Annotated in this window: 22 protein-coding genes; 2 read left to right on the forward strand and 20 right to left on the reverse strand. The window is 41.6% G+C overall.

All coding sequences use genetic code 11. The features are described from left to right. Positions 1 to 45 precede the first annotated feature (45 nt). From IB67_RS10370 to leuS, 20 genes are read right to left on the reverse strand one after another with little or no spacing between them, the layout of a single operon-like run. Positions 46 to 1,293, reverse strand: a complete 1,248-nt coding sequence (locus tag IB67_RS10370; protein WP_072757323.1) for a glucose-1-phosphate adenylyltransferase — start codon at positions 1,291 to 1,293, stop codon at positions 46 to 48. A gap of 15 nt (positions 1,294 to 1,308) precedes the next feature. Continuing rightward, positions 1,309 to 2,424: a glucose-1-phosphate adenylyltransferase subunit GlgD gene (gene glgD / locus IB67_RS10375; protein ID WP_339746943.1), complete on the reverse strand. Its 1,116-nt coding sequence runs from the start codon at positions 2,422 to 2,424 to the stop codon at positions 1,309 to 1,311. Between the two features lie 41 nt (positions 2,425 to 2,465). Then, positions 2,466 to 3,215 (reverse strand): deoxyribose-phosphate aldolase, encoded by a 750-nt coding sequence (gene deoC, locus IB67_RS10380; protein WP_072757325.1) that lies wholly within the window; start codon positions 3,213 to 3,215, stop codon positions 2,466 to 2,468. A gap of 4 nt (positions 3,216 to 3,219) precedes the next feature. Next, complete coding sequence (locus IB67_RS10385) at positions 3,220 to 3,924, reverse strand: MjaI family restriction endonuclease (RefSeq protein WP_072757327.1); 705 nt, start codon at positions 3,922 to 3,924, stop codon at positions 3,220 to 3,222. After that, on the reverse strand, positions 3,872 to 5,188 hold the full coding sequence (locus IB67_RS10390) for a DNA methyltransferase (RefSeq protein ID WP_072757329.1): 1,317 nt from the start codon (positions 5,186 to 5,188) through the stop codon (positions 3,872 to 3,874). Before IB67_RS10390 ends, IB67_RS10385 begins: the two co-directional genes overlap by 53 nt. Before the next feature lie 50 nt (positions 5,189 to 5,238). Next, on the reverse strand, positions 5,239 to 5,682 hold the full coding sequence (smpB, locus tag IB67_RS10395) for an SsrA-binding protein SmpB (RefSeq protein ID WP_072757330.1): 444 nt from the start codon (positions 5,680 to 5,682) through the stop codon (positions 5,239 to 5,241). Next, positions 5,679 to 6,110, reverse strand: a complete 432-nt coding sequence (locus IB67_RS10400; protein WP_084634283.1) for a YraN family protein — start codon at positions 6,108 to 6,110, stop codon at positions 5,679 to 5,681. The genes smpB and IB67_RS10400 overlap by 4 nt, the downstream gene beginning before the upstream one ends. Next, positions 6,043 to 6,327, reverse strand: coding sequence for an Asp-tRNA(Asn)/Glu-tRNA(Gln) amidotransferase subunit GatC (gene gatC, locus IB67_RS10405; protein WP_072757332.1), 285 nt, complete (start codon positions 6,325 to 6,327; stop codon positions 6,043 to 6,045). The genes IB67_RS10400 and gatC overlap by 68 nt, the downstream gene beginning before the upstream one ends. Continuing rightward, complete coding sequence (gene csrA, locus IB67_RS10410; RefSeq protein WP_072757334.1) at positions 6,311 to 6,556, reverse strand: carbon storage regulator CsrA; 246 nt, start codon at positions 6,554 to 6,556, stop codon at positions 6,311 to 6,313. Before csrA ends, gatC begins: the two co-directional genes overlap by 17 nt. A gap of 38 nt (positions 6,557 to 6,594) precedes the next feature. Continuing rightward, positions 6,595 to 7,047, reverse strand: a complete 453-nt coding sequence (gene fliW / locus IB67_RS10415; protein ID WP_072757336.1) for a flagellar assembly protein FliW — start codon at positions 7,045 to 7,047, stop codon at positions 6,595 to 6,597. A 30-nt stretch (positions 7,048 to 7,077) separates the two neighbouring features. Continuing rightward, positions 7,078 to 7,848, reverse strand: a complete 771-nt coding sequence (locus tag IB67_RS10420; protein ID WP_072757338.1) for an alpha/beta hydrolase — start codon at positions 7,846 to 7,848, stop codon at positions 7,078 to 7,080. Positions 7,849 to 7,883: 35 nt separating this feature from the next. Then, on the reverse strand, positions 7,884 to 8,342 hold the full coding sequence (locus IB67_RS10425) for a SoxR reducing system RseC family protein (RefSeq protein WP_072757340.1): 459 nt from the start codon (positions 8,340 to 8,342) through the stop codon (positions 7,884 to 7,886). A gap of 35 nt (positions 8,343 to 8,377) precedes the next feature. Continuing rightward, on the reverse strand, positions 8,378 to 9,988 hold the full coding sequence (locus tag IB67_RS10430; RefSeq protein WP_498875516.1) for a DAK2 domain-containing protein: 1,611 nt from the start codon (positions 9,986 to 9,988) through the stop codon (positions 8,378 to 8,380). 17 nt (positions 9,989 to 10,005) lie between these two features. Next, positions 10,006 to 10,335, reverse strand: coding sequence for an Asp23/Gls24 family envelope stress response protein (locus tag IB67_RS10435; protein ID WP_072757342.1), 330 nt, complete (start codon positions 10,333 to 10,335; stop codon positions 10,006 to 10,008). Beyond that, a complete protein-coding gene (gene dxs / locus IB67_RS10440) occupies positions 10,332 to 12,197 on the reverse strand; it encodes a 1-deoxy-D-xylulose-5-phosphate synthase (RefSeq protein ID WP_498875517.1) in 1,866 nt (621 codons plus the stop codon). Before dxs ends, IB67_RS10435 begins: the two co-directional genes overlap by 4 nt. A 42-nt stretch (positions 12,198 to 12,239) precedes the next feature. After that, on the reverse strand, positions 12,240 to 13,517 hold the full coding sequence (gene serS / locus IB67_RS10445) for a serine--tRNA ligase (protein ID WP_072757344.1): 1,278 nt from the start codon (positions 13,515 to 13,517) through the stop codon (positions 12,240 to 12,242). 5 nt (positions 13,518 to 13,522) lie between these two features. Continuing rightward, positions 13,523 to 14,569 carry an S-methyl-5-thioribose-1-phosphate isomerase gene (gene mtnA / locus IB67_RS10450; protein ID WP_072757346.1) on the reverse strand — a complete coding sequence of 349 codons (1,047 nt, stop codon included), beginning with the start codon at positions 14,567 to 14,569 and terminating at the stop codon, positions 13,523 to 13,525. A gap of 33 nt (positions 14,570 to 14,602) precedes the next feature. Then, on the reverse strand, positions 14,603 to 15,664 hold the full coding sequence (locus IB67_RS10455; protein ID WP_084634285.1) for a potassium channel family protein: 1,062 nt from the start codon (positions 15,662 to 15,664) through the stop codon (positions 14,603 to 14,605). 40 nt (positions 15,665 to 15,704) lie between these two features. After that, entirely contained in the window at positions 15,705 to 16,703 is a 999-nt protein-coding gene (locus tag IB67_RS10460) for a peptidyl-prolyl cis-trans isomerase (protein ID WP_072757348.1), read from the reverse strand. Between the two features lie 42 nt (positions 16,704 to 16,745). Then, on the reverse strand, positions 16,746 to 19,202 hold the full coding sequence (gene leuS, locus IB67_RS10465; protein WP_072757350.1) for a leucine--tRNA ligase: 2,457 nt from the start codon (positions 19,200 to 19,202) through the stop codon (positions 16,746 to 16,748). Positions 19,203 to 19,560: 358 nt separating this feature from the next. Between leuS and mgtE the strand changes: the two genes are divergently transcribed. Further along, positions 19,561 to 20,907, forward strand: coding sequence for a magnesium transporter (gene mgtE, locus IB67_RS10470; RefSeq protein ID WP_072757352.1), 1,347 nt, complete (start codon positions 19,561 to 19,563; stop codon positions 20,905 to 20,907). A 30-nt stretch (positions 20,908 to 20,937) separates the two neighbouring features. Next, positions 20,938 to 21,288, forward strand: coding sequence for a hypothetical protein (locus tag IB67_RS10475; protein ID WP_072757355.1), 351 nt, complete (start codon positions 20,938 to 20,940; stop codon positions 21,286 to 21,288).

Here is a 21,288-nt window from a genome sequence, read left to right on the forward strand (position 1 = left end):
TTCCTCCCAGCAAGATTGCAAAGTATATTAAACATATCAAAGAAATTAAATGTAGTATCCGCCACTCTCTATCTGCGTTCCTTTCGGTACTATCCGGTCGTTGCCAATCACAACGTTCTTACCGAAGACACATTCTTCCTCCACAACGGTGTCCATTCCGATAACTGTTATGTGTGAATCGTAGACCTTTTTGTCGTATTTGCTCTCGGCAAATTCACCTATGCCTATCTTGCAACCGTTTTTGATTATGGTATTTTCCGCCACAATCGCATCTTCAATGTACACGTTATCTCCAATCTCAACTTTTGCCATTATGACGCTGTTTTTAATGACGCTGCCTTTGCCAAGTTTTACACCCTGAGCTATAACGCTATTTTCAATAGTTCCGTAGATTTCACAACCCTCGCTCACTATTGAATTCCTTACTTCGCCTTCAGGAGCTATGTATGCCGGTTGCATTTCTTCAGACCTTGTGTAGATGCGCCAATTCGGATCATGGATGTTAAACGGAGGAATGGGCCTCACGAGTTCAAGATTCGTTTCCCAATACGATCTTATAGTTCCTACATCTTGCCAATACCCTTCGAATGGGAATGCATACACACGGTCTGTTGTGAGGATATTCGGTATTATGTTTTTTCCAAAATCATGGTCGCTCGATTCGTTTTTCGCATCTTCGATGAGCACATCTTTTATGAATTTCCAATTGAAGACGTAGATACCAAGAGAAGCTAAGTTCGATTTCGGTTCTTTCGGCTTTTCTTGGAATTCAACGATCTTGTTGTCGATGTCCGTTATCATTATCCCGAATCTGTGGGCTTCGCTGAGCGGCACTTCCATACAGGCTATCGTCGCCAGTGCATTCTTCGATATGTGGTAGTAAACAAATTCGCTGTAGTCCATCGAGTATATGTGGTCACCAGAAAGAACGACAATGTATTCTGGTTCGTATTCGTCTATGAATTCGATGTTTTGGTAAACCGCATCGGCTGTTCCTTTGTACCATACGCTCTCAGTAAGCGTAGAATATGGCTGGAGTATCGTAACTCCTCCACCCTTTCTATCTAAATCCCACGGTTTGCCGATACCTATGTGTTTGTTGAGCAAGTGTGGTCTGTACTGTGTAAGCACACCTATTCTGTATATTCCTGAGTTGACGCAGTTGCTCATGGTAAAATCTATTATCCTGTATTTTCCACCAAATTGAACGGCGGGTTTGGGTATTTTTTCCGTCAGTACTCCGAGCCTCGTTCCTTGACCACCTGCGAGTATCAAACCAAGCACGTTCTGCATCCCCTTCACCCCCCGCTATATAACCATCCATTTTTCTAAGACCACAGGCTCAAAATCGCCGATCAGCATCTGCTCTGCGCGAACTACGCAGTTCTTGTCTATTATTGCATTTCTCACTATAGCCCCTTCTTCAATAACGCTATCTTGCATAATTATCGAGTTCTCAACTCGAGCACCTGCGCGTACTACAACTCCCCTGAAGAGCACAGAATTTTTGACATTTCCAGATATAATACAGCCATCAGCGACTATCGAGTTACTTACCTTCGCAGTACCCGTGAATTTGGCAGGTGGATAGTCTTTCAATTTTGTATACACCTTTCCGTACTTCACAAATAATTCTTCGCGAATTGCAGGGCTGTTGAGAACTTCCATGTTCATTTTGTAGTACTCTGCTATTCCTTTCTTGACATTTCTCCAGTATCCGCTGAACTCGTACGCGTATACTTTCAGCTTGGAAAGGTTTGGTATTATCACGTCAAGCAAAAGGTCGTATTTACCAGCTGGTACTGTATCATAAAGGAGCTCGAGCAACAAATGCTTGTTTATGAAGTAAATACCTAAAAATGCTTTTCTTGTCGAAGGATTCTGAACTTTTTCCTGTATCTGTGTTATCCTACCGTCTGGCTCAGTTGTTACAACCCCATATTGTGTGATGTCGTATGTTTCATCGAGTTCTTTAACTACGAGTGTTACATCGGCACCTTTGGCGAAATGGTAGCTGTAAATGTCGTTGTAAAGCATTTTATAGATATGGTCGCCGGAACCTATTATTACGTAGTCCTCATCGCCTCTTCTGAGCATCGTGGTGTTTTGGAATAGAGCATCCGCTGTACCACGATACCAGTACTCTCCGGTCATTCCAAGGTAAGGTTGAAGTATGTACAATCCACCGTGTTTTCTATCAAGATCCCATTCTTTACCTGAGCCGAGGTGGTCCATAAGACTGCGCGGGTTGTACTGGGTTAAAACACCTACTTTGTATATGCCGGAATTGACCATGTTGCTTAGCGTGAAGTCTATTGCACGGTACTTTCCAAAGACCGGTACGGCGGCACTTGCTCGTTTGTAAACGAGCTTACCAAGCGCATCGCTCTTGCCCCCTGCCAAAATTAGACCCAAAACTTTCATGCGGACCACCCCCTATTTATAGTGTTCAAATAACGATTTAATCAATATCCTCCCGAGGTACTCGTCTTTCTCGTGACGATAGCAACTCCCGAGCTCGTGCCTATTCTCGTTGCGCCAGCAGATAACATCTTTAATGCATCTTCGTAAGTCTTTACTCCACCTGATGCCTTAACTTCTATTTCACCATCAACCGCCCAGCGCATCAATTGAACGTCTTCGAATTTGGCACCGCCTGTGCCAAAACCTGTAGACGTTTTTACGAATTTTGCACCTGCAAGTTTTGAAATTACCGAAGCTGCAACTTTCTCTTCATCTGTGAGGAAGCATGTTTCGATTATCACTTTAACAGGTACTTTCGCCGCTTCAACAATTGATTTTATGTCATTGTACACGTATTCGTAATCGCCTTCTCTGAGTTTTCCGATGTGTATAACCATATCGATTTCCTGAGCGCCATTTTCAACCGCCCATTTTGTCTCTTCAACTTTCGAGTGCGTGCTCGTTGCACCGAGCGGGAATCCAACAACCGTCACTGTGAGCACATCCGAGCCTTTAAGCATCTGCGAAACCATAGGAACAAAGGATGGATTTATGCATACGCCTTTGAATTTGTATTCCAACGCCTCTTTGCAGACCGCTTTAATTTCCTCTGTCGTTGCGGTAGGTTTGAGATTTGTGTGATCGATGTAGGTGTTGATGTTGATTTTACTTGGATCTATATCTATGACGTCTGGTTTGTAACTTTCTTTGAATGATCTGAGTTTTTCTTCGACCTTTTTTCTTATATCCATGTTATCACTCTCCTTTTGTAATTTCATCTATTTTCAAATTCTTCAATCTCTCAACTTCATTTTTAATTTCTTCGACTACCTCAGGATTGAAAATCTCCTTCTTATCATTATTTTTGATTGAAAACACGATGAAAACTTTCCCCCCAAACTTTTCCCTAAATCTCTCGTGGCTTTTGTTCATTAATTCCTTCCACTTGTATATCTGTTGACTCTGTTGATAAGTTATCGGCTTTATTTGAATACCTATGTAGCTTCCTGAAACGTCTACATAGAAATCAACGTTGTACTTTCTGTCCCATTCGTCGGGTGCAGGTTTTATTGCAACATCGAGATGTTTTAACTCTAATTGGATTTTCTCGTGAATTGTATCAATCTCTGTAAGATACCCATCAAATGTTTTTTTCAAAACCAAATCTTCTATATACAAAATGCAGTCTTCTTCTGTTATTTCCTTCAACTCGGCTTGCATAACTTCCGTTATCTTTACATACAGTCTCTGTCCCAAATCTTTTATATACTCGTGAGCATTTTGTGTGTTGCCATTAGGCTCTAAAATTTCCTTTTTTATCTTATCGAAATAGAATAATTTCCATTCCTCGAGAGATTTTGGTTTGCACTCTCTAATCCATTCCGAAACAGGTCCAACTTTGCTTTTCTTATTTAAACCCCACCGGTTTGTAGCTATGTTCAGAATCCATTCTTTTGACACTTCGGATTTCCTCCCAAAGTCCTAAAAATTTGTTCTTATATCTGTGCTCAACTTCGAAATCTGGTACTGCAATACCTGATTTTATAAGGTAAGCGTTGATGAAGATCTTGTTTTTGAGATAAATGTATGCTATCAAAGTTCCTGAATCAACAATAACAGCACTTTCAAGCTTTAAAAACACATTCTTACCGAGCACATACTTTTGAAGGTATTCGATGGCTTCTTTCTTTTTTTCTATCTTTATTCCGAGAAACCTTACAGCAAGGCCCGTATCGAGTTTTAGTGTACATTCGTCAATGATATCAACTACTCTATACAGTCTTTCACCAGTGAATTTTAACTTATTTGGCTCTATCTGAGGTTTTGCATCTTTGATTCTTGGAACGTAATTGTTCGTACTTTGCTCTTTAAATTCTTGCTCCCTTTCAATTATCTGGATATTTTCCGACGTTAAGAAGATGTTTTGTCCTATGCCTATCTTTGTCTTTATCATCTCTAAAAAATCTTTGTTAATTTCGTATCCAATTACATTTCTATTAAGTTCCAAAGCAACCTTTGCGGTAGTTCCACTGCCTAAAAATGGATCTAAAACCGTATCCCCAACAAATGTGAACATTTTTATAAGCCTTCTGGGAAGTTCTTCCGGAAACATAGCTTCGTGACCTATCTGCTTTGTTCCACCAAATGTCCAGTGTCCTGAAAAGTATTCTTTCCATTCTTCCTTAGAAAGTTTCGAAGCTTCTTTTACCTCTTTTGGTACCTTTTTGTTATCGCCGGGTTTTTTGAATATGAGAATGTATTCGTAATCCAATTCTACAATACCGTTTGGGGGATATGGATATGAGCCCATTACATTGGCTCCGCCTGTCGTATTCATTGTGGTCTTTTTCTGCCAGATGATAGATCCCATGAAATCAAAACCTATATCTTCACACTGGGCAATTATCTCCGCATGTATGGGAATTACTTTGTAGCGACCATACACCACCGCTCTTGCGAATTGGTCTCCAACGTTTACACATAACCTTCCACCATTTCTCAACACACGGTAACTTTCTGACCACACACAGTAAAGCGAATTAAGATATTCGTGAAGTGTTTGACCATAACCTATCTGTCCATTCACACCGTAGTCCTTTATGTGCCAGTAAGGTGGAGATGTGACGATTAAGTCTACTTCTTCGTCGTTAACTTCCCTCATTTTTCGACTATCGCCGATTATTATTTTTGCTCTGGGTACGAAGTTGTTTTTCTGTGTCGACATAAAATCCTCAACTCCTGCATAGAAACGTGAAAAAGATATACGAGCTTATACTATCGTTTAATATATTCTTTTATTCTCTTTTCAATTTCCTTCTTCTTTATCTCTTCTCGCTTATCGTGGCTCTTCTTACCCTTCGCCACTGCGATCTCTACTTTAACCCTACCTTCGTTGTTGAAGTATATTTTCGTTGGTATCACCGTATATCCTTCTTGACGGATTTTGCCCCAAATTCTGTCTATTTGTTTTCTGTGGAGCAACAACTTCCTCGGTCTTTCTGGATCGTGGTTGTAGATGTTTCCAAATCTGTAAGGAGGTATGTGCAGGTTCAACAAAAATATCTCCCCGTCTTTGACCCTGCAGAACGAGTCTTTGAAACTGGCGCCGTGTTCCCTCAACGATTTGACTTCCGTTCCAACGAGCACTATGCCAGCCTCGTAAGTTTCATCTATTATGTAGTCAGTGTATGCTTTTTTGTTAGTCGCTATTACCTTCACACGAAATCCCACCCAATATTTTCGTAATGTGTTATCTTGCCATCGATTATCTCTATCACATCAATCCGAGTCTTGTAAAGAAAATCATCCCGCCTTTTTTTCTTCAGTTCTCTATGGATATAATATTCTGCTACTTTGCAGATTCTCTGGTGCTTGTTTTCGTCAACTCTTTCTGATGGTCTTATCTTTCGACCAGTACCGGATTTTACTTCAACAAAGACATACATGTTTCCTTTCTTTGCGATTATGTCGATTTCTCCGAAAGGTGTGCGGTAATTTCGACTTTCGATCTTGTATCCTTTCTTTTTAAGGTACTGTGCCGCAAGTTCTTCAGATTTCTGCCATTCTTTTACCTTTGAATTATCCGTAAATACCCGGGACTTTGATAAGCCTATTATCTTTTTCAGGAAAGTTCTCAATAATTCCATCGATGTTTTCAAACTCCACTGGTTCTTTTTCTCTTAAAATGCACGGTTCTTCAATAGGTGTGTACATTGGTTCAAGACCTTCGGTGTTGACTTCGGAAAGTATTTCGAAGTAGTTTATGATCTTTTGCAGATCGTTCTTCAGCCTGTCTTTGTCATCGAACGTTAGTCTTGATAGCTTTAGGAGATGTTCAACTAGTTTGTCATCTATCTTTATCATTTCTGAGTGCCTCCTTCAGTTTCATCACATTTGTCAATAAGTCCGCCGTACCTAAGGCAGCTTTATTGTGTGCAGCCACCGTGGAATAAATCTCCTCGCGATATATCTTAACGTCCGAAGGAGCCATTATGCCTATCTTGACGACGCCGTTTTCGATCTTAATCACCTTCACTTGTATGTTATCACCTATCAGTATACTCTCGCCAACTTTTCTCGATAGTACAAGCATAATTTTCACCACTTTCAAGTTTTTTACTCTTTGAGTGCCTATTCTTCTTTCTTTTCTTCGTCGGATTTCGTTGCATCCATTAGCGGGTATCTCATGTCGTAATTTTCAAGTATCGCTTGTATCCCTTTTGCTTTTTTGACGTTTATGACAATTGGTGCTTTCAAATTCACCGTTGCCTCTTGCGGTTTGCCAAGAGGTATCGTAACAATGCACCAGATTATCAATTCTGAAGGGTCTTCAACTTCAAGCTCCGCCACTTCCTGCTGGGATAGTTCTATCTCGTAATCTTCTTTGACAATCCATGGATCAATTATCGGGAAAGATACTTGTTCATCTTCAATACTCACAAGCCAGCTTATCGGAGCTGTTTCTTGCAATGATAATATGAAGAACTTTCTCAAATTCTCAAATCCCGGTATTCCGCCTGGAAATGTGATTATTTCATCATCGTTTATATCAAACTCGCCTAACCTTGTTTTGTAGATAGCCATGCTCTCTCCATTCCTTTCTATGACCTTCGCTTATCGCTCTTCAGATTTCCAATCTTTTATGTAGTAGAGAATTTTCTCATGGAAGCCGTCGGCATGTTCCGGATCTTCAAATAATTCGTGGTACCCTCCCAAAAATTCCTCAATCCTTTTTTCTGTTTGGAGCTCTTCGAAAAATCTCTTTGCGCCTTCCGGTGGTGTTACTCTGTCTTCTGTACCTATGAGCACAGCAACCGGACATTTTATTCGCTGGGCTTGTTCGTGAGCGAGTTCAACGTTCTTGAGCATGCTTTTTCCGAGTTTAATCGATATCCTGTCGTGAACCAATGGATCTGAGATGTACTTTTCAACGGCTTCTTTGCTTCTAGATAGATGATTTGGGTCTATACCGTTCTTCACCGTCATGAATGGTGCTAAGAATGAGAATATTTTGAGCATCATAACCTGGCTCGGCTTAGGTTCAAGATGTAGTGCCGGTGATGAGACCACAAGCTTTGAAATTTTTTGTGGTCTAAGCTCTGCATATCTTATTGCTATCAGCCCACCAAGGCTGTGGCCAAAGATCGCGAATTTCTGCGTCGATTTTGTTAGGTCGTCTATTAGCTCTATAATCTCCTCAATAGACGTGTGCCCCTTTATCCCCCCGCTCTTTCCGTGTCCCGGTAAGTCAAAACCGAAAACGCCAAAACCGTTTTCAGTAAGCAAGTTGATTAACCGTTCGTACCGTCCGATGTGTTCACCAAGACCGTGGACGATAGTCACCCATCCGTTTTTCGGCTCTCCCTTTTTGAATGTGTAAACCATTCAACCATCCCCCTCACGGGTTTTCTTTAAGCTCTTTAAGAATTTAGTGGCTCATTTATGTTGTCACTATGCCAAGATTGCACGGTTGCTCTTTTAACATCGATTACTTCAATTTTGTATTTTTTGTCATAAAGTCTCGTGAGCAGTGCGCCAACACCAGCAAATCCAATCCCAAGCACAAAGGAAATCAAATCTTGGAGTTTGAGGATGTATCCAATCAATACTCCTATTAGAAATCCGGCAAGTGGTATGCCATACACGATAAGTGATAAGATAGCTTCGTTGTGTTTCAAATCAACGATGACGGTGTCACCTGGCAAGACTGTTTTGAATTCTTCCTTCATATCGTCCTTCCGCACTCTAAGTGTGCCCTTTTCACCTTTTACCGAGCATGAGCCTGCCAAAGCGCAGGCAGAACAGCCTGCTTCATTGACCATTAAAGATAAATATACGTATTTATCATCAACGTTTACAACATTCATTACTTCCCTCATCCTATGCTCCTCTTTTCAATACGATTTTTAAAAACTTACTCAACTAACATTAAGAAAGGATAGTGTGGTTGCCCACCATCTAAAAATTCTATCTGCACATTCGGATATTTCTTCTTAGTATACTTCTCAACTATGCTCTGTTCGATAGGCGTTGCGTCCGAACCAACGAACACCGTTAGCACTTCCCGATCTTTTAAGTTGCATTTTTCGTACAGTTTGTCCAAAACGTTTACCAAATTTCTGTGATGCACTGCTAATTCTTTGTTAAGAAATCCGAGGTATTCGTTTTTCTTTATCTTTTCACCAGCATATTTCGAGTCTCTAACCGCGATTGTAATTGATATGGCAGTCGTTTTAGCAATGGCTTCGTTTATGCTGTTTTTTATCTCTTCAATTTCTTCTCCCATCTTGTAAATCATTGCACTAACACTCTGCTGGACATTCACAGTTTTTATTACTATTACATTGATCCCTTCGTTCTGAGCCACTTTCGCTGCTTGATCAGCCGCTAAGATTATGTTTGAGTTGTTTGGAAATACGAATATGTTGTCCGCATTCGCTCGCCTGATCGCATCAAGTATGTCAGCCATGCTCGGGTTCATCGATTGACCACCCGAGATTATTTCATCTACGCCAAGGTCTGTTAATACCTTTGATATGCCTTCTCCTGGCGAGACTGCAACAAATGCAATCTTCTTGCGTTCTTTCTTTGTATATTCTCCAACAACGTGTTCATGCTGTTCTTTCATATTGTCGATTTTAACCTTCAATAGTTCACCATGCTGGAGGAAAGTTTCAATTACTTGTCCCGGGTTATTTGTGTGAACGTGCAGTTTAATTACGTCGTCCTGAACAAAGAACACCACGGAATCGCCCATTGAATTAAGGTAACTTTCAAGCTCTTTTTTCGTCGCGTCTTTGATATCTTTTCTCGCTCTCACTATTAGTTCGGTACAGTACTGGTACGTTAATTCTTCGTACGCTATGGTGATTTCTTCCGAAGGCCTTGTCTCAACGCCTTGGAGGTTTATCGTTTTGTCACCAAGGATGTACATTTTGAACCCCTGAATTATGTAGTAAAGCCCCTTGGCGCCAGCGTCCACAACGTTCGCTTCCTTGAGCTTTTGCAGCAAATTAGGCGTCATTTTAACCGTATCTAACGCTATCTGTTCCATTTTCTCAAAGAGTTGCTCAAAACTTTCGCATGCGGCAAGTTCTTTTGAATGTTCGTCTAAAACTCTCACAACTGTGAGTATCGTACCTTCAACAGGCCTCAGGACAGCTTTATAGGCAACTTCTTTTGCACCTTTGATTCCCTTTACAAAATCTGCGACTGTTATTTTGTTCTTCTTCGATAAGGTATCGCAGAAACCTCTGAATATTTGAGAGAGTATAACTCCAGAATTTCCTCGAGCTCCCATCAGTGTACCGCGTTTAATAACATCAAGAACGTTCGACAGTTTTTCTTCTGTGGTGTTTTCGAGGTATTTACAAGCTTCAAGCATCGTTGAGCTCATGTTAGAACCGGTATCACCGTCCGGTACCGGGAAAACGTTCAGTGCGTTTATTTCGTCTCTATGTGCCAGCAAATTTTCGGTACCTTTCATGAAGATACCTTTCATCTCAACTCCATTTATTGTTGTAATCAAGCTACCACCTCATTTCATCTAACGCCAATTATGTGCACGTCAACTTCTGCGTTTTCACAGTTTGCAAAGGCTTTGAGTTTGTGCACCACGTTTTCTTCTATGTTTTTGCCAACCTCGGTGACTTTCGTGCCATATTCCACTTCGACGAATATATCAATTTTTAGGTGTCCGTATTCATCTTCTTCGACTCTTATCTTTCCTTCATCAGAAGAAAACCACCTGTTGAACCAGTTATCCGAACCAATGCTAATTGGTCCGTACGTTTCGAGGACAGCAAGGTAGACAAGTTTTCTAATTGCATTTACTGTAATCTCAATCTCTCCATATTGAGTTTGAAACTTCATACAATCACTCCCTTCACTTTTGTTATCTCTCTAACTCTTCTCTCAACACTACTACTGTCAAGTCCTACCAATTCGAGCAATTTTCCCCTTGGTCCATGCGTTATAAATTCGTCCGGTATTCCAATGTTGTATATATACGGCTTATTTGAAATTTCAGCCTGGCAATTCAAGTATTTGGAAACACTTTCTCCAAAACCGCCACTGAGGCTTCCTTCTTCCACTGTGAAAATATGGCTGTGTGTCGATATTATATGCCTTAGAAGTTGTTCATCAAGCGGCTTAACACTTCTCACTCCTATCAATGTCCAGTTGTTCCTTTTAGAAATTTCCAAGTACTTTTCTGCAAGAGTTCCTACGACAAGTAGCGCAATGTCTTTTCCTTCGTTCAGAATCTGCCAGCTAAATGGATTTATCTTCTCTATTTTACCACAGATTTCGTCCAAATTGCCAAATTCTGTATCCCTCGGGTACCTGATCGCGATCGGTCCAGTGTATTCGCTACTGTTTGTAAGTATGGTGTAGAGTGTGTTTGCCAAATCTTGTCCGCTGAGCGGCGTTAATATTTTCACGTTTGGAATAGGTCTCAAGTATGCTATGTCAAAAACTCCGTGGTGCGTAGGTCCATCTGTTCCCACTAATCCTGCCCTGTCTATTGCAAAAATAACGTTCAGGTTCTGCAAGGCGATGTCGTGAATTATTTGGTCATATGCTCTCTGCAAGAACGTTGAATATATTGCAACAACGGGCTTGTAACCCATTGTTGCAAGACCACCTGCGTACGTCACAACAGATTGTTCTGTTATACCGAGATCGATGAATCTTTCGGGAAATTGTTTGGCAAATTGTGTCAAGCCTGTTCCGTCTGGCATTGCTGCGGTGAGTGCTATTATTTTGTCATCTTTCTCAGCTATCTTTGTTAGAATTTTGCCAAAAAGCTCACTGTACGAATACGCAGCTTGCGGCTTTTCGAAAACCCCAGAGTCGGGATCAAACTTTTCAACACCGTGGTACTTCGTCGGGTTTTCCTCAGAGTGCGGATAACCCTTCCCCTTGATCGTGAATACTGTCAAGACTGTCGGGTATGGATAGTCTTTGATTTGCTTGAACGCTTCTTCGAGCGATTTTATATCGTGACCATCAACAGGACCGAAATGTTTTAATCCGAGCGATTCAAAGAAATCTTCGCCTACAAGTGCTACTTTGAGTGCTTCTCTTATTTTTCTCAGCTCAAATTCTACATTTTCGCTCATTCCGTGCTTAATTCTTTCTTTAATCGTAACGTAAATTTTGCTCGTTCTGAGCGATTCGAGGAGCATCGAAAGGCCACCAACGTTTTTTGAAATGCTCATCCCGTTGCTGTTGAGTATGATTTTTATCTTTGAATGCTGAGCTTTTACTTGATTCAAAGCTTCCAAGGCTTGCCCGCTTGTTAATGCGCCATCACCCATAACCACAACAACGTTAGCCTTTTCACCTTTCAGTTTTAAAGCTTTCTCTATTCCAAGCGCAGCTGAGATAGACGTACCCACATGACCTGCTCCGAATCTGTCAACTGGAGATTCGAATATGTTCGTGAATCCTGATATGCCACCGTAAGTTCTTAGTGTTTTGAACTCGTTCCATCGGCCTGTCAATAATTTGTGCGTGTACGCTTGGTGGCCAGTATCCCAGATGATGTAGTCTTTGTACGGGTCGAAGATCCTATAAAGTGCGAGTGTCAATTCAACTGTACCAAGATTGGAAGCCAAGTGACCTCCGTTTGCGGAAGTCACTTCTATCATGTATCTTCGTATTTCATCGGCAAATTTCTCCAATTCTTCGTAGCTCATTTCCCTAATTTTTTGTATCAGGTTCTCTTCCATTTTTGCCATTATTTGACTTATCTCCCTTTGCAGTGCACTTCATCACATCGGTCTAATTATGTCCGTTCCCATGTACGGTCTCAAGACTTCGGGAACGGTTATTGTTCCATCAGGATTTTGATAGTTTTCCATAATCGCTACCAATGTCCTTCCGATAGCAAGACCTGAACCGTTCAGCGTGTGAACGTAGTTCATCTTTCCATCTTTGGTTCTGTAACGCATGTTTCCTCTTCTCGCTTGGAAGTCTGTGTCGTTGCTGCACGAAGATATTTCTTTGTAGGCATTGTAAGACGGCAGCCAAACTTCTATGTCGTACGTCTTCGCAGCTGCAAAGCCGAGGTCACCCGTGCAGAGCATAACCACTCTGTATGGCAGTCCGAGGAGCTGGAGTATTGTCTCGGCATCGCGTGTGAGTTGTTCAAGGTCGTCGAAGGACCTCTCTGGTGTCGTGTACCATACGAGTTCAACTTTCTCAAACTGGTGTTGTCTTATTAGTCCCCTTACATCCTTTCCATAGCTTCCCGCTTCTCTTCTATAACATGGAGTAAATGCCGTATATTTCTTTGGAAGTTGATTTTCTTCCAATATCTCGTCTATGTGGAGCGCAGCGAGCGAGACTTCGGCAGTTGGTATCAAGAAGAGGTCGTCTTTTTCACATGTGTAAAGTTCTTCCGCGAATTTTGGAAGCTGACCTGTTGCTGTTATGGTCTCTCGTTTCACAAGATGTGGAACGTTAACTTCTATGTATCCATTCTTTGCATGCGTGTCGAGCATGAATTGTGCAATCGCTCTTTCAAGCCTTGCGATTGCGCCGAACATAACCGTGAATCTCGAACCGCTCAATTTCGCGCCTCTGTCAAAGTCGAGCATACCGAGTTCTGGTCCCAAGTCCCAGTGGGCTTTCGGTTCAAAATCGAACTTTCTCGGTTCTCCCCATCTGCGAACTTCGACATTTTCCATCTCATCTTTTCCTACTACGACACTTTCGTGCGGTACGTTCGGTATATATAGAGCGAGTTTGTACATCTCTTCTTCGAGTTCTTTTTGTTTTGCCTCGTGGAGCGCAATTTCATCGCCAAGTTTCTTGCTCTCGGCGATTATTTCGTTCGCTTCTTCGTTTTTGCCTTCGGCTTTCAATTTTGCAACACTCTTTGATAATTCATTTCTCTTTGCCTTGAGATTGTTCACAAGATTTACATAATTCCTCCATTCTTTGTCAAGTTCAACTATCTTGTCAATTAGTTCGGTTGAGTAATTTCTTTTGTTCAGCGCTTCGTAGAATATCTCCGGTGATTTTCTTAAAAGCTTAAGGTCTACCATATTGTTCACTCCTCAAAAAGTTTTTTAAGGTTCTCTTCGTAAGGTGGATACACCACGCCTTTTTCAGTGATTATAGCAGTTACGAGCTCGTGTTCGGTAACATCGAAAGCAGGGTTGTATATGTTAACGTTATTCGGTGCAATTCTCTTTCCACCGCATGTTGCGACTTCTTCGTGTGATCTTTCTTCTATCGGTATTTCTTTTCCACTCTTAATAGATAAATCTATCGTGCTCAATGGTGCTGCAACATAGAACGGGATTCCGTGCTTTTTGGCAAGCACAGCAACCATGTAAGTGCCTATTTTGTTGGCGACATCTCCGTTTGCCGCAATCCTGTCGGCACCGACTATTACGGCGTTTATTTTGCCCTGCTTCATTACCCATCCTGCCATGTTGTCGCTGATCAGTGTCACGTCGAAACCGTCTTTCATAAGTTCCCAAGCTGTCAATCTCGCACCTTGCAGGTAAGGTCTTGTTTCATCAGCATAGACTTTTATTCTTTTGCCCTGTTCTTTCGCAGCACGCAGCACGCCAAGAGCTGTACCATAGTCAACGGTTGCAAGCGCACCTGCATTACAGTGTGTCAAAACTGTGAAGCCATCTTCCAAGAGTGCAGCACCGTGCCTACCTATCGCCTTGTTCGTCTCTATATCTTCTTTTGCTATCTTAATCGCTTCGTCTTCAAGTGCTTTTGAGAGTCCTTCGAACTTTCCATGTTCAATTAGCCTTTTTTCCATTCTGTCGAGTGCCCAGAAGAGGTTAACAGCTGTCGGTCTGGTCTTAGCAAGCGTTTCTTTGACGCTTTTCATCTGAAGGACAGCTTGTTCGTAATTGTATGTTTTTCTTGTAATTTCCTTAGCCCCTAAAACGTAGCCAAACGCAGCTGTTGCTCCTATCGCTGGAGCTCCGCGCACAACCATTTCTTTTATCGCGAGTGCAACTGCTCTATAGTCAGCGCATGTGACGTAAACTTCTTCGAACGGAAGCCTCCTTTGGTCAATTAAAACTAACGTGTCACCAGTCCATTCCATCGTCATCGTCTTCAGCTTCATTTTTGTCCCTCCTGTCTATGTTTTCTGATTACTTTATTTTGCTTGCAAAAAGTCGTTTCTAAATCTGCTCAGACCTTCTTCTTCTCCAAATGCAATGAGTTTGCAATCTTTGCAGATTATCTCGTTTTTCGAAGGTCCAAGTACGAATTCTTCACCTTTTAACAACGCAACTATGTACACGTTATATTTTTCTTTGAGCCGTAATTCTTCTATCCGCTTGCCTTCGAGGTTTGTAGAACTGACGTCCACTATCTCCACTCTGAATCTCTTATCTCGTATGTTCAAAACGTCAAGGACGTTTTCCCGTTGTTTTCTTAATATGATTGTCTCAACCATTTTCACTCCCGCAATCTCTGCGGTTGCAATCGGATGGTCAACACCTGCGTATATGAACTTTGTTAAATTGTTTATATTGCTTATATTAGATACCACGTATATATTTGGGTTCATGTTCTTCGCAGTTAGCGTGACAAAGATGTTTAATGCGTCGTCAGGTAGTGTTGTAATCAGCGCACGTGCTTGTTTTATGCCAGCTTTCAGCAATACATTCTCATTCGTTGCATCGCCGTTTATGAATACAAGCTTTGAACCATCTTCGATTAGTCTTTCTCGAATTTCTTTTTCCGTGATATTCGCATCGATGCCAACTACATCTTCTTTGAAACGCAAAAGCTGATTCACTACCTGAGTTCCTATGTTTCCGATTCCAACAACGATAATATGATTATTCATCTTCGACACCCTTTTCTCAGTTCGCCTCACCTTAAAAAGTTGCGTTAGTTCGCCTTCTACCAAAAGTGCTGTAATGTAAGAAACACTGTACAGAACAACGGATAACCCAGCTAAGATTAGAAACAACGTAAATATTCTTCCGGTACTTGAGATCGTGTCGGGCATTCCGTATCCAACTGTAGATATAGTTATGCCCGTAAAGAACAGTGCGTCGAGAAATGAAAGATCTTCAAAAACCCAGTAGTAAATAGTCCCGACAAAAAAGACTGCGAAGATACTTATAAGATGCTTTATTAGTCTCCTCTTAATTTCATTTCTCAACACTTGTGCTTCTAAGATATTCTTACCAGTCCCAGTTCCCATCCACGCTTCCCCAGATATTTACCAGGCGTATTTCCACCACTCAGTTCTTTACGATACTGCTCTTATAAAGGATATCTATCTTCGCTTTCTTGCTGAATGCATCAAAATCGGTCAATACTTTTTGTTTAGCCTGCTCCTGTTTTTGGCTGAGTAGAGCATTCTTGATTTCTTCCTTGACCTGATCCAGCGATTTGGTTCCTCCAACTTTTATGTCGCGCACTTGGATAACATAGTACTCGCCTGAAACTTGCTGGACTGGTAGTGCCGTACCTTTTATTGCGCTGTTCACGTAGATCCAGAGTGCTTGCGGTAGCTTCGTCGTATCGTTCTGACTTACCATTCCATTCACTGTCACAGTTATGTTGTATTTTTTGCTGATCTCTTCAACCGCAGTTTTTTTAACAAGCTCTTGCCTTATCGAATCAGCTAAGGCTTTGTCTTTTGTCTTAAACACTACTAAGTCGTACTGCGTGCTTACGGTGTATTTGTCTTTGTTCTTATCATAATACGCCTTGATTTCATCGTCTGTGACTGCGATATCTTTCAAATAGAGAGCATAAACATTCGCAAGGCTGAGTGCGTACGTTCTTTGGAAATATAGTTTCTGCCTGTAATCGCTCAAAGTTCCCATGCCGAACTGCATGAGGTAGTCGTTGAACTGCTGTTCTGTCATTTTTAGGTCAGTTAGTAATTTCTTTATTTCGTTTTCTACGTCCGCTTTTACCGTTTTTTCATCGGGCTGTACTTTCAAGCTTTCAGCAAATTGTATGAAGAGTATCTTTTTTATAAGTGTATCGAGTACTTTCAGCTTGTACCTTTCGAGGAGAACTAAACCCTCTTGTGATGTTGTCAGCACACTGTAGAATATTTCGTTCGAACTCTGGATTTCCATTAAGAGTTTTTGGATGTTCGCTTCCCTGTTCCATTCGTCCATCGTTACGTTTCTTCCATTTACTATTGCCACCACGTCTTGCTGAGCTAAAGATATGCTACTTAAAACGATTGTTGTGAAAACAACAACTAGCAGGAGTTTCTTCATCCGTTATCCCCCTTTCGATATCCACCTGAATTTGAATCTTTCTTATTTTATAACTATATTCACCAGCTTGCCAGGAACGTAGAACGTATTTACGATTTGTTTTCCTTCGAGTTGTTTTTTCGCACTTTCAATAGCCATCTGTTTTATCTCTTCTTCATTCGCATCGGCTGGTACAACTACTTTGCCTCTTACTTTTCCATTCACCTGAACGACAACGGTTATCTCTTCTTCCTTCAGTGCGCTCGGATCGTATTCAGGCCATCTTTCCTCCACGATAAGCGACTCTTTTCCAATATCGTGCCACATCTCCTCTGCCATGTGCGGTGCGAATGGGGAGAGTATTAGTGCCAATTTTTCTGTAATCTCTCTGAGAAGTTCTTTGTTCGGTGTTGCAGTCTTTTCAAGGTAATCAGAGAGCTGGTTGTTGAACTCCATCAATCCTGCAATCGCCGTGTTGAACTTGAATCCGCCTTCTATGTCTTCTCTTATCTTCTTTATCATCGCGTGGAGTTTTCTTCTCAGGCTCTTTTCCTCTTTGCCGAATTCTTTTGTTCCAGCACCTTCAGAGTTAATTAATTCAATCATTTTGTAGTAGTTATTCCACAAACGTTTTATAAATCTGTGTACGCCTTCTATACCAGCATCATTCCATTCTGCGTCTTTTTCCGGTGGAGCCATAAAGAGTATGTACATCCTCAGCGTATCTGTTCCGTACTTTTCGATCATTTCGTCAGGCGAAACAACGTTGCCTTTAGATTTACTCATCTTCCATCCATCTTTGTATATCATTCCCTGCGTGAAGAGGTTCTTAAACGGTTCGTCGAATCCAACGTATCCGAGATCATAGAGTACTTTCGTGATGAAACGAGAGTAGAGCAGGTGAAGAACAGCATGTTCAACTCCGCCGATGTACTGGTCAACCGGCAGCCAGTAGTTGACGTCTTTGGTGTCAAATGGTTTGTCGTCGTCTTTCGGATTCACGTATCTCAGGTAGTACCATGAGCTGTCTACGAACGTATCCATCGTTTCAACTTCTCTGTGCGCAGGTCCCCCACATTTCGGACATGTTGTGTGTTTGAATTCTTCGCTGAGCGTGAGTGGTGATTGACCCGTTGGCAAGAATTCTACGTTTTCAGGCAGTTTCACCGGCAAGTCTTTTTCCGGCACAGGAACGATTCCACATTTTTCACAATAGACAACCGGAATTGGTGCTCCCCAGTATCTCTGCCTTGAGATGAGCCAGTCTCTGAGTTTGTATTGTACGCTTCTTTTTCCATAGCCTTTTTCTTCTATGTATTTACTTACTTCTTCAATTCCTTTCGTGCTTTCCAATCCGTCGAATGGACCGCTGTTAACCATTATGCCTTCTTCTTCGTACGGTTTTTCTTCTACGTTCCATTCCCCATCTTTCGGTTTTATAACCTGCTTAATCGGTAAGCCGTACGTCTTAGCAAAATCGAAATCCCTCTGGTCGTGTGCAGGGACTGCCATTATCGCACCAGTTCCGTATTCGTAGAGTATGTAATTGGCTACGTAGATCGGTATTTTCTCGCCGTTGAGTGGGTTTATGGCATATCTTCCAAGGAATACGCCTTCCTTTTTGGCTTCAAGGCTCGTTCTCTTGAACCTGTCTTCGAGCGCAACTTTAGCCAAGAATTCTTCGACCTCTTTTTTCTTGTCTTCTGTAACAAGTTCAAGCACGAGCGGCGATTCAGGAGCTATAGCCATGAATGTAACACCATATATCGTGTCGGGTCTTGTTGTGAATATCCTTATCTTCTTATCAAGCCCATCGACTGGGAAATCCACTTCCGCCCCGGTGCTCTTGCCTATCCAGTTTCTTTGCATCGTCTTTACGTGTTCGGGCCAGCCTGGTAACCTGTCGAGTCCTTCAAGCAGTTTTTCGGCATAGTCAGTAATTTTGAAATACCACTGCTCAAGATACTTCATCGTCACTGTCGTGCCACATCTTTCACATTTTCCATCTTTTACTTGTTCATTCGCAAGCACTGTTTGACAGCTCGGGCACCAGTTAACTGCGCCGGGTTTCTTGTAAGCAAGTCCTGCTTCGTAAAGCTTCAGAAATACCCACTGCGTCCATTTGTAGTAATCTTCCGTACATGTAATAACTTCTCTATTCCAGTCATACGTAATTCCAAGTTTCTTTATCTGCCCTCGTATTACCTTTATATTATCGAGTGTCCATTTTTTCGGGTGAATTTTATGTGCGATCGCTGCGTTTTCTGCTGGAAGTCCAAATGCGTCGTAGCCAAACGGATGTAGGACGTTGTAACCTTGCATTCTCTTGTACCTCGCAACGATGTCGCCAATTACGTAGTTCTTGACATGTCCTACGTGTAATGTTCCGGACGGATAAGGGAACATGACAAGGGCATAATACTTGGGTTTATCAGAATACTGAGGCGTGTCGAAAACTTTCTTTTCCTCCCATACTTTCTGCCATTTTCCTTCTATCTCTTGCGGTCTATACTCCTTCATCTGCTTTCCCTCCATTTGCGATTTTCTCAAATTGCAACTCAGTTCTTGATATATTATAACATATCTTCGATTTTTTTCACTTATTGTCACTGAAATAGTTGGATGTCGGAATTATGTTGTAGATGTCCACAAAATTATACATTTGTTTACAGAAAATTCATTGATAAAAAGTTCTAAGTAAAGCATTATTTTGATATAATTAAGTTGCAATAATTCTTCCATTTGTTTGACCACCAGAACAGCTTTATAACCGCAAAAAAACTGTATATGAAGGAAGGTGATTCTCTGTGGAATATCCGAGTTATTCCAGTAACAAGCCACCATAAACCAACAAATCTATAAGGAGGAGGTACTCACGATGAAGGTCAAACTACAGGTAGACCTCAGGAAACTCATCGAACGCGGCGATTTTCGCACCCTCAAGATGCTACTGGAAGACCAGGACGCCAATGTAGTTTACGAGATGATAGAAGAACTGCAGACATCGGAAAAGGCGATTGTCTTCCGCTTACTTCACAAAGAGTTAGCAGCGGAGGTCTTTTCCAAACTTGAGCCCGATGAACAAATTGAACTTATCAGAATGCTCACCGACGACGAGATTAAGTCCCTCTTTAAGAACATGGATCCCGCCGATAGAGCCGACTTGTTAGACGAGTTGCCCGCTGATGTTGTTACTAAACTGCTTTCTTTCTTGCCAAAGAGCGAGAGGGAACAGACAATAGAAGTACTGAATTACCCTGAAAATTCCGCAGGGCGTTTGATGTCGCCTTATTTTGTGTACGTGACAAAGACGATGACAGTCGAAGAGGCTCTGACTAAGGTGCGCAAGTTTGGAAAAGATGCTGAGACTATTTACACTATTTTCGTGGTCGAAGAGGATAGAACTCTGCTTGGGACTCTCCAGCTTGAGGATTTGATCTTTAGTGATCCAGATACTCCGATCGAAGAAATCTACTCGCCGGATCCCGTTTATGTCAAGACGACAACAGACCAAGAAGAGGTTGCAACAATTATGAAAAAATACGACCTCAACGCAATAGCTGTCGTCGATAACGATTTGAGGCTTGTGGGTATCGTAACAGTCGACGATATAGTTGACATCATAGATGAAGAAGCAACTGAGGATATTCACAAGATGGCCGGTATGAGCGCTATTCAAACATCTTATTTTCACACGCCAATATTAGTGTTTATTAAGAACAGGCTACCGTGGCTGATTGGATTGTTACTACTGCAGAGCGTAAGCGCTTTTATTATCCACAAATTCGAGAGTGTTTTGGCTGCGATACCTATCATCGCCGCGTTCATGACCACGATGGTAGATGCTGGCGGAAATGCTGGTAGTCAAAGTAGTACGCTCATTATAAGAAGCATGACGCTTGGAGATGTCGATCTGAAAGATTGGTTCAAGGTTTTTGTGAGGGAACTCATAATCGGCTTAATTATAGGCGGTGTCTTGGGTGTCGTTTTGTTCGTTCGAGGTCTTTTGATTTCAAATAATCTCTTAGTTAATCTCTCAGCTGGTATATCGATATTGCTCGTCATAATCTTTGCTAACGTTATCGGAGCTATGTTGCCGTTTCTTGGAAGGCTCATGAGGATAGACCCAGCAGTTATGGCAGGTCCACTGATTACCACAATCGCAGACCTTGGGGGTATATTGATTTACTTCTTGACTGTTAGCGCTATAGTCAACATTAAATAATATTCATAAGCTCTTACTGGGGGGAGCTGTATGGAACGTGAAGAGATTGAAAAGAAACTTCTGGAATCAATTGGAAAATTTGAAGAACACATCGAAAGGTATGAAAAGGAAATCGAGCAGTTGAACAACAAGCTCGAAAGGTTTGAAAGCGAACTTGACGATACATGGAATACTTTTCGAACGATCTTTTTAACATTGGTCATAATGTTCGTGATAGCAGCGATCACTTGGTTTTTCCCGTTCCAAGCCCGTGCGTACGGTTATCTTTCAACCGATGATGTGCAAAGAAAATTGGTAGCTCTAAGTGTAGAAGTACTGCTATTCGGTATTTTAATATTGTTAATGCTGGGTTCGGCACTTTCAAGGAGGTTTAGAAGATAG

The organism is Fervidobacterium riparium (genome assembly GCF_025370035.1).
Lineage (GTDB): Bacteria > Thermotogota > Thermotogae > Thermotogales > Fervidobacteriaceae > Fervidobacterium > Fervidobacterium gondwanense.